General features: G+C 73.0%; 16 protein-coding genes. 3 read left to right on the top strand and 13 right to left on the bottom strand.

Going from position 1 to position 13,604, the window contains the following annotated elements; all coding sequences use genetic code 11:
- Positions 1 to 26: 26 nt before the first annotated feature.
- Together A6035_RS01360 and A6035_RS01355 are read right to left on the bottom strand one after the other, a co-directional pair.
- Entirely contained in the window at positions 27 to 1,580 is a 1,554-nt protein-coding gene (locus tag A6035_RS01360; protein ID WP_244192495.1) for an HNH endonuclease signature motif containing protein, read from the bottom strand.
- 143 nt (positions 1,581 to 1,723) lie between these two features.
- Positions 1,724 to 2,350, bottom strand: a complete 627-nt coding sequence (locus tag A6035_RS01355; RefSeq protein WP_108846301.1) for a nucleosidase — start codon at positions 2,348 to 2,350, stop codon at positions 1,724 to 1,726.
- Positions 2,351 to 2,473: 123 nt separating this feature from the next.
- On the opposite strand from A6035_RS01355, the gene A6035_RS01350 reads away from it, so the two are divergent.
- Positions 2,474 to 3,148 (top strand): hypothetical protein, encoded by a 675-nt coding sequence (locus tag A6035_RS01350; protein WP_244192494.1) that lies wholly within the window; start codon positions 2,474 to 2,476, stop codon positions 3,146 to 3,148.
- 39 nt (positions 3,149 to 3,187) lie between these two features.
- Here the strand turns inward: A6035_RS01350 and thpR are convergent, their stop codons facing one another.
- From thpR to A6035_RS01320, 6 genes are read right to left on the bottom strand one after another with little or no spacing between them, the layout of a single operon-like run.
- Positions 3,188 to 3,778, bottom strand: coding sequence for an RNA 2',3'-cyclic phosphodiesterase (thpR, locus tag A6035_RS01345; protein ID WP_108846300.1), 591 nt, complete (start codon positions 3,776 to 3,778; stop codon positions 3,188 to 3,190).
- Positions 3,778 to 4,188 (bottom strand): fluoride efflux transporter CrcB, encoded by a 411-nt coding sequence (gene crcB, locus A6035_RS01340; RefSeq protein WP_208635552.1) that lies wholly within the window; start codon positions 4,186 to 4,188, stop codon positions 3,778 to 3,780. Before crcB ends, thpR begins: the two co-directional genes overlap by 1 nt.
- Positions 4,185 to 4,604 carry a fluoride efflux transporter FluC gene (locus A6035_RS01335; protein ID WP_108846299.1) on the bottom strand — a complete coding sequence of 140 codons (420 nt, stop codon included), beginning with the start codon at positions 4,602 to 4,604 and terminating at the stop codon, positions 4,185 to 4,187. Before A6035_RS01335 ends, crcB begins: the two co-directional genes overlap by 4 nt.
- A 13-nt stretch (positions 4,605 to 4,617) precedes the next feature.
- On the bottom strand, positions 4,618 to 5,499 hold the full coding sequence (locus A6035_RS01330) for a maleylpyruvate isomerase family mycothiol-dependent enzyme (RefSeq protein ID WP_108846298.1): 882 nt from the start codon (positions 5,497 to 5,499) through the stop codon (positions 4,618 to 4,620).
- Positions 5,496 to 6,368 (bottom strand): acyl-CoA thioesterase domain-containing protein, encoded by an 873-nt coding sequence (locus A6035_RS01325; RefSeq protein ID WP_108849006.1) that lies wholly within the window; start codon positions 6,366 to 6,368, stop codon positions 5,496 to 5,498. Before A6035_RS01325 ends, A6035_RS01330 begins: the two co-directional genes overlap by 4 nt.
- Positions 6,365 to 7,039, bottom strand: coding sequence for a TetR/AcrR family transcriptional regulator (locus A6035_RS01320; RefSeq protein ID WP_244192493.1), 675 nt, complete (start codon positions 7,037 to 7,039; stop codon positions 6,365 to 6,367). Before A6035_RS01320 ends, A6035_RS01325 begins: the two co-directional genes overlap by 4 nt.
- Positions 7,040 to 7,200: 161 nt before the next feature.
- Between A6035_RS01320 and A6035_RS01315 the strand changes: the two genes are divergently transcribed.
- Positions 7,201 to 7,905, top strand: a complete 705-nt coding sequence (locus A6035_RS01315; RefSeq protein ID WP_108846296.1) for an enoyl-CoA hydratase/isomerase family protein — start codon at positions 7,201 to 7,203, stop codon at positions 7,903 to 7,905.
- A gap of 257 nt (positions 7,906 to 8,162) precedes the next feature.
- Here A6035_RS01315 and A6035_RS01310 read toward each other — a convergent pair whose 3' ends face one another.
- Both A6035_RS01310 and A6035_RS01305 read right to left on the bottom strand, forming a co-directional pair.
- Positions 8,163 to 8,504, bottom strand: a complete 342-nt coding sequence (locus A6035_RS01310; protein ID WP_108846295.1) for a histone-like nucleoid-structuring protein Lsr2 — start codon at positions 8,502 to 8,504, stop codon at positions 8,163 to 8,165.
- Between the two features lie 162 nt (positions 8,505 to 8,666).
- Positions 8,667 to 9,380 (bottom strand): sirohydrochlorin chelatase, encoded by a 714-nt coding sequence (locus tag A6035_RS01305; RefSeq protein ID WP_244192492.1) that lies wholly within the window; start codon positions 9,378 to 9,380, stop codon positions 8,667 to 8,669.
- Positions 9,381 to 9,473: 93 nt separating this feature from the next.
- Between A6035_RS01305 and A6035_RS01300 the strand changes: the two genes are divergently transcribed.
- Positions 9,474 to 10,247 carry a lysophospholipid acyltransferase family protein gene (locus A6035_RS01300; RefSeq protein ID WP_244192491.1) on the top strand — a complete coding sequence of 258 codons (774 nt, stop codon included), beginning with the start codon at positions 9,474 to 9,476 and terminating at the stop codon, positions 10,245 to 10,247.
- A gap of 10 nt (positions 10,248 to 10,257) precedes the next feature.
- Here A6035_RS01300 and A6035_RS01295 read toward each other — a convergent pair whose 3' ends face one another.
- Genes A6035_RS01295 through A6035_RS01285 form a run of 3 tightly spaced genes read right to left on the bottom strand, consistent with a single transcriptional unit; the run spans position 10,258 to position 13,594 of the window.
- The gene (locus tag A6035_RS01295) at positions 10,258 to 11,124 is read right to left on the bottom strand and encodes an NAD(P)-dependent oxidoreductase (RefSeq protein WP_167400689.1); all 867 of its coding nucleotides are present in this window, start codon (positions 11,122 to 11,124) and stop codon (positions 10,258 to 10,260) included.
- On the bottom strand, positions 11,121 to 11,903 hold the full coding sequence (locus tag A6035_RS01290) for a phosphoadenylyl-sulfate reductase (protein WP_108846293.1): 783 nt from the start codon (positions 11,901 to 11,903) through the stop codon (positions 11,121 to 11,123). The genes A6035_RS01295 and A6035_RS01290 overlap by 4 nt, the downstream gene beginning before the upstream one ends.
- Positions 11,900 to 13,594, bottom strand: a complete 1,695-nt coding sequence (locus A6035_RS01285) for a nitrite/sulfite reductase (protein WP_108846292.1) — start codon at positions 13,592 to 13,594, stop codon at positions 11,900 to 11,902. Before A6035_RS01285 ends, A6035_RS01290 begins: the two co-directional genes overlap by 4 nt.
- Positions 13,595 to 13,604 lie beyond the last annotated feature (10 nt).

Raw genomic sequence — 13,604 nt, 5'->3', positions numbered from 1 at the left:
AAGCCCCGGCGGCGCGCCGTGGCCTCTCAGGCGGGTCGGGTGTGGGGTCCGTGTCTGGTGTGGCCTGGTGGGTTGATCAGGGTGCCGTCGGGTCCGATGATGCGGTCGGCGAAGGCCTCCCACTCGCGTTCTCGGATGGCGTCGCGGGCCCGCGCCAGGGGGCCTTTAGGTCTGGTGCGGTGCTCGTGCCCGGTGTCGGTGCAGATGATCAACTCACCCAGCGGGCCGGTGCGGTAGGTGTTGGTGCCGAACGTCTTCTCCCGGTGATGCTTGCGACACAGGCACACCAGGTTCCACTCGGTGGTCGGCCCACCCAGTTCCGGATCACGCGTGTTGAACGCGATCACATGATCCACGTCGCAGTCCTTCGCCGGCACCGAACACCCCGGATGCCGACAGGTGCCGTCGCGTAGCCGGATCCGCTCGGCCATCGCCGGGGTGATCACATACCGCAACGCGCGCTCCGGGTTGTCCAGCACTCCGGGGGCGGGGTCGATGAGCTCGAACCGCACACTGGCCTCATCGCCCTCGAGCAACTCCGTGCACAACCACTCGAAGCTGCTGTAGGTGCCGTGGACGAACTCCACCCGATTCGGCAGACCCCGCACCGCCGAGGCGATCACACTGATCCGAATCGGCACCCCCGCCCGCGCCGCGTTGCCCAGCGACGGACGCGGCAGATCCGCCCCCACCCGCACCTGGCCGAGCTCGATACCGCACTCCTCGGCCGGCGCCGCCGCAGCGTCGGCGGTGCCGGTGGCGGGATCGCCCGCGGATGCGCCGGTGGTGGCGGTATCGCAGGCGGCTGCGTCGGGCGGGTACACCGCCAGCGCGGCCAGGGCGTCCGCGCGCGACTGAGCCATCGGCCGGTCCAGCCCGTCCGCGGCCGCCACCGCGGCGTCGGTGTCGATACGACGGCGCAGCAACTCCGCATCGGCCGCGGTGAGCTTGGCCCACATCGTGGCCATCCCGTTGCGGCCGCCGCGGAACCGCACCTCGCGGGTCTCGGCCGCCGCCTCAGCCGCCTCCTGCGCCCCGGCCGGATCGCACCGCTCCACCGCGTCCTCGATCGCCGACTCCACCGCCGACCGGCTCGGCCGGTCCCCGCCCTCGAGATCGCCGGTGAAGCGGGCCAGCACCTCGTCCTCCACGTCCCCCACGATCGCATCCGGCACCTCGGCCAGACGACACGCGATATCGACCGCCAGATCCTCGGGCATCACCCCCCGCCCCACCACCGAACACAGCCGGGACAGACGGGTATGGATCTGCACCCCCGCGGTGACCAACCGCTCGGCATGCCAACACGTCAACTGACACGCCGCCACCAGATGATCACGCGCCCGCGCCGCCGGCGCCAACCGCGCATACCCCGGCCGACGCGACCCCGCAGGCCCCTGCTCGTCCTCGGTCTGCGCCGCGCGGGCGAACTGCTCGACCAGCACGTACGCGGCCTCCAACCGCGTCGCCCCGGCCCGGTTCTGCGCCAGCGTCGCCGCGCGAGCCGCCTCACTGACCGCCGCCATGTCCAACGCGCCCAGACCCTCAGGGACCGCGAACAACGTCCTCGCCGTCGTCACCAACCCCACCCCCTCCGCCGAGCGCCACACCGAACGATGATCACCTATCTCGAACTACAGTTCGATCATACCTCCGCGCCCGCAAGCGCACAAGGGTTCGAACAGATCGAGACAGGCAACGCGACCGGGCCGCGGCCGCCGCGTCAGGCCAGGCGGGTGCCGACCCACTCCGCCAGCACGCGGGCGCAGGCGTCGACGCCCTCGACCCACGTGGTCCCGGCGGATTCGTCGGCGGAGTCCGAGACGTGCTTGACCAACCGGGTGGGCACGCCGAGCATCGCCCCGGCCGCGGCGACCGCGTACCCCTCCATGTCCACCAGGTCGGCGACACCCGCCAGACGGTCACGGACCGGCCCGCCGGCGACGAAGCGATCGCCTGTCGCGAGCACCGGCGCGGCCGTACCACCCGGCGTCGAGGGCGCGGGCGCCTGCTCCGGTGTCACGGCACGGGTTGCCGACAGGGCGAGCGGCGGACCGTCGTGACGACCGGTGACCGCGTGCAGCGCGGGGTCGTCGAAGTCGTGCTGGAACACCGTCGCGACCTCGTGCGTGCCCTCCATCCCCGGGTGCAGACCGCCGGCCGTGCCGACGTTGACCAACTCGCGCGGCCGGGCGCCGCCACCGAGGGCGTGCGCGACGGCCACCGCCGCGCGGACCTTCCCCACCCCGGTGACGAGGACGGGGAAGTCGGTGACGAAGTGCCGGGCCTCCTGCTCCAGGGCCACGACGACGAGAGGATGGGCAGGGTCCACGGTCCCGATGAGTTCCACGCGCTCACGGTAGCCGCGGCACCGGTGGCGGGTGGCCCGGCGGCGCCTACGGTGGGAAACGTCACCACCGCGGCCGAAGACCGCCAGCGTGCCCCGGCCGCCCGAGCGAAGAGGTCGTCCACGATGTCCGTCCACGCCGCCCGCGCCACTCACACCGCCCACACCGCCCCCGCGTGCCCTCGCGCCCGCGCCGGTCGCGCCCTGCTCGCGCTCCCGGCCGCCGCGCTGCTCGCCGCGGCCGGGTGCACCTCCGGGTCCGACGACCAGGCCGCCGAGCAGACCCCCGCCGAGCAGACCGTCACCGTCACCGAGCAGTCCTCCTCGCCGACCGTCCCCGAGCAGGACCGGGCCGCCGGCGGTGGTGCCGCACCCGAGCTCGTCGACTGCTCCGGCGAACGCACCGGGGAGGACATCTCCGGCGACATCCGGGTCCTCGACGGCCAGACGTGCATCCTGCGGGACCTGGCGGTCAACGGGGACATCGACGTGCTCGGCGGCGGCCGCCTCGAGGCGTTCAACGTCCGCGTCACCGAGGACATCGACGCCGAGGGCCACACGGCCGTGCTCGTCTCCGGCGGCGAGGTGACCGGCTCCGTCGAGCTCGAATACGGGGGCGAGGCCACCCTCGATAACGTCCGGATCGGCGGCGACGTCGAATCGGAGGAGAACTCCGGGACGCAGCGCTTCGAGGGCAACACGATCGGCGGGGATCTCGAGTGCGAGGCGAACGACCCGGCCCCGACCGGTGGCGGCAACCAGGTCGCCGGCGAGCGCCAGGGTCAGTGCGCGGGCCTGTGACCGGTTGCGGGGCGTGACCGGCCGCAGAGCGTGACCGTGTCAGCCGCCGGGCGGGTCCCACCACCGGCGCTCCCGTGAGCCCAGCGGCAGCCGGGCCACCACCTCGTGGCGGGCCCGGCCGCGGGGGCCCTCGCCGAGGAACGAGTCGACGAGGGCGATCTCGGAGACCTCCCAGTCGCTGCTGGTGAAGGTGTCGAGCACGCGGAGCCACGCGGTCGCGTCGTCGCGGCCCCCGAGCCTGGCCAGCGTGAGGTGCGGCCGGAACCGGGCCCCGTCCGGAACGCACCCGGCGGCGTTGGCGGCCGACCGGGCGCCCGCGGCGAGCGCGTTGAGCGGCCGCGCCTCCGGCTGATCCACGCCCGCCCACAGGACCTTGGCCCGCTCGACCGACGGAAACGCCCCGGCACCCGCCAGGCGCACCCGGAACGGCTCGTGCTTGCGGGCGACCGCCTCCAGCCGCTCGGTGAGCTCGTCGAGGCGCCAGTCGTCGACATCGGGACAGAACGTCAGCGTGAGGTGCCACTGCGAGGGGCTTGTCCACGCCAACCCGGGCCGCGGCTCGAGGAACGTCTCGAGCTGGTCGCGAACCTCCTCCGGCGGTACGACCGCCACGAACATCCGATGACCCATCACCCCACAGTGGACCAGCCGCCTGCCGGCCACAACCCCGCCAGCCACAACCCCAGCGCCGCGGCGGCCACCGTGACGAACATCGTGCCGAGCCCGTAGACCAGCGCGGTACCGAAGTGTCGCTCCCGGGCAAGGCGGACGGTGTCATAACTGGCGGTGGAGAACGTCGTGTAACCGCCGAGCGCCCCGACACCGAGAAGGCTCAGCGGGAGGGAGCCGTCAACGAGCAGGCCGGTGAACAACCCCAGCGCGAGCGACCCCGACACGTTGACCAGGAAGGTCCCGAGCGGGAACCGACCCCGCCAGCGAGCGGATACCGCCCGGTCGAGCGCGTACCTCGCCGCGGCGCCCACACCGCCGCCGAGCGCGACCCACAACGCCGTCACGACATCGTCTACCAGCGCGCTCACGCGGCACCAGGCGCCCGGTCACGCGCCCGATTCCGCGCCCACGCGGCCAGCACCACGCCGAGCGCGGTGGCGACAGCGCCCAGCACGAGCGTCACCACGCAATAGGCCAGTGCCGCCGACCCGTCACCCGAGCGGGCCAGCGTAGCGGCCTGCAGCGCTATGAGGGAGTACGTGGTGAAACCCCCGCAGAAACCGGTCCCGAGGAGCAACCGCGCGCGTTGTCGTCGTCGTCCCCCATCACGGTTCCCACCGCCCTCGAACCCGGTCACCAGCGCGCCCAACAGGAACGCCCCCAGGACGTTGACGGCGAGGGTCACCGCGAGCGCCGGCGCGAACGCCTCGGTCACGGCGACGCGCGCGTACGTCCCGATCGCGCCGCCGAGCGCGACCCACGCCACCGCGGCGGGGAACCTCACGCCGACGGCCCACTCACCCGGACAGCCCGGCCTCCAGGGCGGCGTCGAGGCCGTCGCGGTCGCCGGTGACCTCCGGGTCCGCGGCGTCCGCGCGCACGCGCCCCCACAGCAGCAGGGCGAGAGTCTCCGGCGGGCCGGCCACCTCGACCTCCCCACCGTCCGGAGGCCCCGGCAGTTCCCACTCGAGCGCGCCCAGCGCGCCCGCACCGACCGGCTCGGCGCCCGCCGCGAGGCCGCCCGGGGCGAGGCCCCCGTCCGCGTCACTCCCGGCCGCGTGGGGCACCGCGCGCAGGCGGATCGTCAGCGGCAACGCGGGCACGCGTCCGGAGAAATGCGGGCGCATCACCGTGCAGAACTCGTCGATGCCGTCGACGGCCACGTCCTCCGACACGGGCGTCGTCGCGGCCGCGCCGTGCAGCGCGGTCTCGACGTCCCAGCGGTGGATCGTGGTCTCGTGCAGCTGCCGCCGGAGCCAGAAGTCGGCGCGGCCGGCGCCGGAGAAGGTCCAGGCGGGCGCGTCCGGGGCGGTGTCAGTGAGGGTCCGGAGCATCTCGTCGGCGATCCGCGCGTACCAGTCGGCGAGGCCAGGCGCGCCGTCCGAGGCCGGCGGCGCCGAGCGCTGCACCGCGCTCATGCCGCGGGCCCGGGCGTCGGGCGTCGCCTCACGGACGGTCTGACCCGCCCACCAGTTGATGGTGCCCAGGTGCGCGACGAGGTCGTGGACGGTCCAGTCCGGGCACGACGGCACGGCGGCGGTGATGTCCGCGCCAGCCGACCCGTCCCCCGCCAGCGCGAACCGCACCAGCCCGATCTGCGCCTCGAGCGCGTCGAGCATCCGGGCGTGGCTCAGGCGGGACGCGGGGCCGGAGTCGGAACCGTCGGGGCCGTCGGTCATACCCGCCTCGCCCTCTCCGAGCCGCCGAGCGAGCCGCGGCCCCCGGAGTCGCCGCCCGGCCCGCGCCGCGTGAAGTCGATCTGCCGACCCGCGTTGGACACGGCCACCACGGTGCCGGTGGCGAACACGCCGTCGCGGTCGAAGAGCGAGGCCGTGCCCACCGCGACGCCCTCGGCGCTGATGTGCTCGTCGGCCTCGATCCCCAGGTCACGCGAGCGCGGCAGGCGCGCCAGCGCCACGGTGAGGTCGGCGTTGATGAAGCCGATCCCTTCGTCGCCCCAGTGCGTCATGAGGCTCGTCGACTCGGCCAGCGTCACCGCGCGCTGGAACGGCGTGGAGTCCTCGCCGGTGATGGTGTCGAGGGGCTGCTGCCAGAAGCGTTTACGCTGGTCGTTCTGGTGCAGGCCCATGTCGCGGTCCCACGTGACGGGGTTCTCGCCGCTGCCGAAGAAGACGTTGGAGCCGGGCTTGTCGGGCTCGTCCGCGGCCCCCGTCGGGGGCTCGACGACCCGGCCCGACCGCCAGATCCGGCCCGGCGGCTGCTCGCCGCGGCGCAGCTGGACGAGCGTGGCCCGGGCGACGGCCTTGTCGCCCTGCGTGAGCTCGACGTCGGCCACGCGGATGCGGTTCCCGGCCCGGATCTCCTCGGTGCGCGCGACGAGCGGCTCGTTGCGGACCGGGGCGAACAGGTCCACGGTCAGGCGCGCCGGCTGGAAGCCGTCGGCGCCGTGCTCGAGCTCCAGGGCGCGGGCGGCGGCCGCCACGACGGCCGGGCCGTTGACCATGCTGTCCGACCAGGCACTGCGCGCGAAGATCGTGGGGATGTAGGCGCCCGAGTCGTCGAGGGTGAAGAACGCGCGGTCGCTCATCGGGCCGCGCCGTCCGTGCCGGTGGCGCCGAGCGTGCGCGCGGTCCCCGCCGAGCCGCCCGCCCACGACCGCAGGATCGCCGCGAGCTGCGTCTCGAAGTACTGCTCGGCGCTGACCGACCCGCGCCACACGCTGAGCTCCAGCGAAACCACGCCGTGCAGCGACGCCCAGATGGCGGTCGCGGCCTCGTGCACGTCGGCGGCCCGGAAGACGCCCTCGTCGACCGCCGCGTCCACCACCTCGAGCAGCGGCTCGCGCCACAGGGGCTCGTCGGGGTCCCCGGCGCCGCGCTCGGTCCCGGCGCGCGGTGACCGCACCGGCTCGCCCACGACGAGGCCGTAGAGACCCTCGTTGTCGAGCGCCCACAGGCGGTAGGCGCGGCACAGCGACCGGACGTCGCCCTCGACGCTGTCGTGCCGCAGGGCGTCGCGCAGGGCGGCGGCGAGCTGGCGGTCGGCCTCGTGCGCGACCGCCGCGAGCAGTCCCGCCTTACCGCCGAACATCGTGTAGATCGCCGTGGTGGAGGTGCCCTGGGAGGCGGCCAGTGGCCGCAGTCCGAGCGTCTCCGGGGGCGCGTCGCGGAGCCGCCGGGTGGCCTCGTCGAGGATCCCCAGGCGCAGCGAGTCGTCGTACTGGGCGTGGGTGGAGGCACGCGTCGAGGTAGGGGTCACCCCGGCAGGGTACGACGACGACGACGAGTTCACCGTCATAGCGGCGTGGCGTGTCGGCGGGACACCGTGATACGGGCGTCGCGACAGTGCCGTCACGCAGGGTCCGCACCCGCTGAGACAGTGTTACCCGGGCGTCCGCCGGGGCGGCCTAGGCTGGGTCCATGACCACCCTGAGCCGTCATGACAGCGACTTCGTCCTGCGATTCTCGGAGCGTGTGAACCCCGAGCCGACGGACGAGCCCGGCAATCCCGAGAACGTCTTCTCGCCGGACCTCCTCGACTCGCTCGGCGCCGCGCTCGACGAGGTCGAGGCCTCCGAGGGCCCGGCCGCGCTCGTCACCACGGGCGCCGGGCGGTTCTACTCCAACGGGCTCGATCTGGGGGTCGTCGCCTCGGACCCCGCGGGGCTGCCCGCGTACGTGACGCGGGTGCAGCGGCTGTTCGCCCGGATGCTGCGGCTGGAACTGCCGACGGTCGCGGCGGTCAACGGCCACGCGTTCGGCGCCGGGGCGATGCTCGCGCTGAGCCACGATCACCGGGTGATGCGGTCGGACCGCGGCTACTTGAACCTCCCCGAGGCGAGGTTGGGGATGCCGTTCCCGGCGGGCATGAACGCGCTCGTGACGACCCGCCTCGGCCATCCGGTGGCGGCCACCGCGATGCTCACCGCCCACCGCTACCCCGCCGCCGAGGCCGTCTCGGCCGGGATCGTGCACGAGGCCGCCGACGCCGAGGCGGTCCTCGACCGGGCCGTCGCCGCGGCCGCGGAGCTGGCCCCGCTGCGCGGGGCGAACTACGCGGGCATCCGCGCCGGGCTCGTCGCGGGGATACTGCCCCACCTGGACGCGCCGGTCGAGCGGCTTTGAGGCGCTGAGGTGGTTGAGAGGCCGGGCGGCTGAGACGCCGAGGGAATACGCCGCGAATTGACCGGCCGCGGGTGAGGCACGCAATAGAAAAGGGACCCACAGCCCGTGTGGGCTGTAGGTCCTTCTCTCGCCGGAGAGAAGACAGTTCTTACGAAAAGCGTCCACCCCGGCAGTGTGATTCAGTTCTCGTAAACGGAGCCCATGGCCCCGCCCGCCCTCTCGGCCGTGCTCTGTCCACGGCGATCAGTTGACGGCGATCAGTTGGCCGCGGCGTACGCGTCCATGATGTCGGCGGGAATTCGACCGCGGTCCGAGACCTCGTATCCGTTGTTCCGCGCCCATTCGCGAATGGCCTTGGTCTCACCGGAAGAGGACGACTTACTCGCCGTCCGGCGTGCCGGCTTGGCCCTGTTCGTGGTCACCCGGTGGCCGTTCTCGACGTACGGCGCCATGACCTCGCGGAACTTCTCGGCGTTCTCATCGCTGAGGTCGATCGTGTATTCCTTGCCGTCAAACGCGAACGAAATGGAATTGGCTTCTGTGCCGAGATCCGTTCCGTCGAGGTCGTCGATGTACTGCACCTGAAACTGCTGTGCCATGCGTGTCTTCTCCCTGTTCCGACTGGCCCTCTTTCGAAGACATTATGCACAAACAATTCACAATCCGCACACACTACGTTGGGGAACCGATCGGTGGAAATGTGTGCGACGCTGACCCTTTAAGTCGATTCACAGCGTTCGGCGTGCACTTCCACGGTGTACTCAGCGAGCGATTGACGCGTAATTCTCGCGATATCTCCGCACGATCAGATCGATGATCTCCGGGTGCGCGCCCAATGGCGGAGAGGTGATATTCCCGCCCGCGGCGGCCAGTCGATCGGCGAAGAATCCCGGCGCGAGCAGGTGCGTCGCCACGGCGATCCGACGGTGCCCGTCGGCGCGCAGCCTGGAGACCGCCTCGGTGACCGTCGGGCTGGCCGCGGACGCGAACGCCGCGGTCACGGGCGTGCGGAGCAGCTCGGCGAGGTGCTCGGCCAGCGCGCGGGTCTCCGCGATCGACGACGCATCGCTGCTGCCCGCCGCGCCCAGAACGACCGCGTCGGCGCCGAACGCGCCCGTCGCCCCGGCCTCGGCGAGCCGCTGCACGAGCGCCCGCACGAGCTCGGGCTCGGCGCCCAGGTGCGGTGTCTGGACGACGGGGCCGGGCGCCTCGCGGCACGCCTGCCCGACATCGTGGACGACGTGGAACCCGCGCGCGAGGAAGGCGGGGACCACGACCGTTGGCACGCCGTCCGCGAGGATCTTCCCGGGCCCCGGCTGCTGGACGTCCACCCAGGCGAGGCGGCAGTCCACCCCGACGAGCTGCTTGCGCGCCTCGAGAAGGACCCTGCCCAGCACCCGGCGGCCGGCGGCCGACCGGGTCCCGTGCGCGACCAGCAGCAGGCGGGGGCCGGCCGGACCGGGCGTGGCAGTCATGTCACCGAGCATGCCGCAATCGGTGTGCGCCGCCGCATCGGCTCCGCGAAACTGGGGGGATGAACAGGCTGGGTCCATGAACAGGCGGCGGGCATGAACAAGCGGAGGCGGCGGCCCGAGGTGACGGTGGCCAACTGGGAGGCCGTGTACGACTTCTACGGGCCCGGTCGGCGGCGGGACGGCTTCACCTATCCGCTCCTGGCCCTGGTGGACGCCCTCTACCGGCCGCGGCTGCGGATCGCCGACGCGACGGTCGCGCGGCTGCACCGCCTGCACTCCGACGGCGTGGGGATCGTCGTGGCCGTCAACCACCCGTCCGCGCACGACCCCACCGTGCTCGCGGCGGCCCTGTTCGACCGGCGGATCCGCTTCCTCGCGAGCGGGACCGGGTTGACCAAGGACCCGTTGTTCCGCGGGCCACTGCGGCCGGTCTTCGAGTACACCGGCACGGTGCCCGTGTTCCCGGCCAAGAATTACGAGGGGACGGCGTCCGACATCCACGAGGCCGCCGCCACGCGCCTCATCGAGCTCTGCGTGGGCCGGCTCGTCGACGGGGGCGTCGTGCTCACCTTCGTCGAGGGCACCAATTCCTCCGCCGACGACCTGCGCACGCTGCGGCTCGAGTCGGTGAAGAAGGGCGTCGGCATGATGGTCGCCGGCGCCCGCGAGGCCGGCGCCCCGGTGGCCGTGCTGCCGCTGGGGCTCGCCTACCACGGTCGCGAGCACGCCAAGCTGCCCCCGCGACGCGCCGTCGCCGCGGCGGGGCCGATCGTGGTGTGGGACTCCGGGCCGCCGCCGACCGTCGACGAGGTGCGCGCAGCCGTGCGGGACGGGATCGACGAGGCGCTCACGGCCGCCTGGAGCTAGGCCGGCCCTGTCACACCACGCCCGGCACGACCTCGAACTCCACTCCGCCGGCCTCGAGCTCGCGGGCCCGATCGGCCAGAGTGGCCGACGCGGCGATCCGCACGACCCCGTGCCCCGCCGCGTACCGTGTCGCCACCATTTCCGCCACGCGGGCGGCGGGCAGGTCGGCGGCGGCTTCGAGTACCTCGACGTCGTCGTCGAGCTCCGCCACCAGCGCGGCGTCGGCCGCTCCGTCCACGACCAGCACGTCCGCGGTGTGGATGAGGCGCCGCGCACGGACGGTGAGCAGGTCGCCGTCGCCGCTGCCGCCGACCAGCGCGACCCACCCGGTGGCCGGGCGGCGGCGCGCACGCAGGCCGGCGGGCGCGGTGGCCAGGGAGCGCGCGACATGGCGCCCGACCCGCACCGACCGGCGCGGGTCACCCGAATCGACGGCGATGCGCACCGTGCCGGCGGGCGTCGCGACGGCCGTGCGGGCGGGCACCCGCGCCGAGCCGAGTGCGGAGTCACCGGCGGTGACGCACCAGATCCGCCGCTGCTCGCACAGGGCGGCGACCTCCGCGTCGACCCGTGGGTCGCCGGTGGCGACGTGCACCATCCAGGGACTGTCCAGGTCGGCGGGGGTGAAGGGCCTGGCGACGACGACGAGGTCGCCACCCGCCCGCTCCGCGAGGTCGGCCATCGCCGGGTCGACGCGCGGGGCCACCACCCGGACGAGAGCGCCGGCCTCGAGGAACGTCGCCGCCCGGCGGGCCGAGACGGGTCCCGCCCCGACGAGCAGCACCTCGCGCCCGGCCAGGCCCACCGTGAGCGGGAGCCCGTCCAGCACGGGAGCCTGGGTGGGCGCCGGGGCGTTCACGGCGACGGCGATGGTCACAGGTGGATGCCGCACTCGGTCTTGGACGAGCCCGCCCAGCGGCCGGACCGCGGGTCGGCGCCGGCCTCGACGCGGCGGGTGCAGGGCTCGCAGCCGATCGACGGGTAGCCGTCGTCGAGCAGCGGGTTGAGCAGGCAGCCGTGCTCGGCGGCGTAATCGTGGACGCGCTCCATGGTCCACGCGACCAGCGGGTTGATCTTGATCATGGAGTGCTTCTCGTCCCACTCGACCATGGCCGCGCCGGCCCGGTGGTCGGTGTCCACGCGGCGCAGGCCGGTGATCCACGCCTCGTACCCGGACAGGGCGGCGTCGAGCGGCTCGACCTTGCGCAGGCGGCAGCACATCTCGGGGTCGGTCTCGTAGGGGCGCGGGCCGAGGGCGGCCTCGTGCTCCTCGCGGGTCGCGGGGCTGCGCACGTCCACCACGTTGAGGCCGGGCGTGGCGGCGAGCGCGTCGCGGACGCCGACCGTCTCGGGGAAGTGGTAGCTGGTGTCGAGGAACAACACGTCCACGCCGGGGGCGTACTGCGCGGTCATCTCGGGCACGACCGTGTTGGCCATGGAGCACGCCACCGCGAGCGCGTCACCGAAGGTCTCCCCCGCCCAGGCCAGGACCTCGGCCGGGTCGATCTCGCCGTGGTTGCCGTAGAGGCCGCGGTCGTCGAAGCGGCGGCCGGCCTCCTCGGCGATGGCCTTGAGCTCCTCGGTCGTGCGCTTGCGGCCGGGGCCGGGGGTGAGGACGGTGCTGCGGGGCAGCAGTTCCAGGCTCACAGCGGTCATACGAGGACCTCCTCGTCCACCCGGTGAGCCCACTCGGCGAAGGTCTCGCCGTTCTCACCGGTCTCCATGTAGTTGCGGATCACGCGTTCGACGTAGTTGGGCAGTTCCGCGGACGGCACGCGCAGCCCGCGGACGGTGCGACCGAGGCCGCCGGACTCCTGGTCCTCCGACGCCAACCCGCCGCCCAGGTGGACCTGGAAACCGGGGGTGTCGCCGTCGAGGAGCTGGCCCTTGAGGCCGATGTCGGCGGTCTGGATGCGGGCGCAGCTGTTGGGGCAGCCGTTGAGGTGGATCGACAGCGGCGTGCGCAGCGGCGCGTCGTCGGCGAAGCGGCGCTCGAGCTCGTCCACCAGCGAGGTGGCGGTGTCCTTGGTGTCGACGAAGGCGAGCTTGCAGAACTCGATGCCGGTGCACGCCATGGTGGCGCGGCGGAACGAGCTCGGGCGGGCGTGCAACCCGATCTCGGCAAGGCCCTCGACCAGCTGGTCGACCTTGTCCGGCTCGACGTCCAGCACGAGCAGCTTCTGGTGCGGGGTGAAGCGCACGCGGTGCGACCCGGCGGCCTCGGCGAGGTCGGCGACCTGCGCGAGCTTCTCGCCGCCGACGCGGCCGACGGTCGGGGCGGCGCCCACGTAGAAGCGGCCGTCCTTCTGCTCGTAGACGCCCACGTGGTCGCCGGAGCCGACGCCACGCTCGGGCGCCGGGCCGTCGGGGAGCTCGCGGCCGAGGTACTCATCCTGCAGGACCTGGCGGAACTTCTCGGCTCCCCAGTCCTTGATGAGGAACTTCAGGCGGGCGCGGGTGCGCATGCGGCGGTAGCCGTAGTCGCGGAAGATGCCCACCACGCCGGCCCACACTTCCGCCGCCTCCTCCTGGCGGACGAACACGCCGATGCGCGTCGCCAGCTGGGGGTTGGTCGACAGGCCGCCGCCGACCCAGAGGTCGTAACCGGGGCCGAGCTCGGGGTGCTCGACGCCGACCAGCGAGATGTCGTTGATCTCGTGGACCACGTCGAGGCTCGGGTGGCCGGTGATGGCGGACTTGAACTTGCGCGGCAGGTTCGAGAACTCGGGCGTCCCGATGTACTTGGCCTTGATCTCCTCGATCACCGGGGTGGGGTCGAGGATCTCGTCCTCCGCGACGCCGGCGACGGGGCTGCCGAGGATGACGCGGGGGCAGTCGCCGCACGCCTCGACGGTGTCGATGCCCACGTCCTCCAGCCGCTGCCAGATGGTGGGGACGTCCTCGATGGCGATCCAGTGGTACTGGATGTTCTGCCGGTCGGAGATGTCGGCCGTGCCGCGGGCGAAGTCGGTGGAGATGCTGGCCAGGACGCGCAGCTGGTCGGTGGTGACCGCGCCGCCGTCGGTGCGGACCCGCATCATGAAGTACTCGTCCTGCAGCTCGTCGGCCTCGAGCTTCGAGGTGCGGGAGCCGTCGAGGCCCTGCTTACGCTGCGTGTACAAGCCCCACCAGCGCATACGCCCGGACAGGTCGTCGCCCGAAATCGAGCCGAAGCCCTCCTTGGAGTACGTGTCCAGGATGCGCTGACGCACGTTGAGGGCGTCGTCCTCGAGCTTGAACTGCTCGTTGTGGTTGAGCGTGAGCTTGCCGTCGATCTTCCACTGCCCCTGTGGCTTGGCCGCGCGCGCGGGACGAGCGGTGCGGGGGGCGGCTGCAGTATCGGTCATGGCGGCGAGG

Origin of the sequence: Dietzia lutea (genome assembly GCF_003096075.1) — a bacterium.
GTDB classification, from domain to species: Bacteria; Actinomycetota; Actinomycetes; order Mycobacteriales; family Mycobacteriaceae; genus Dietzia; species Dietzia lutea.
This window is presented reverse-complemented; position numbering and strand designations above follow the sequence as displayed.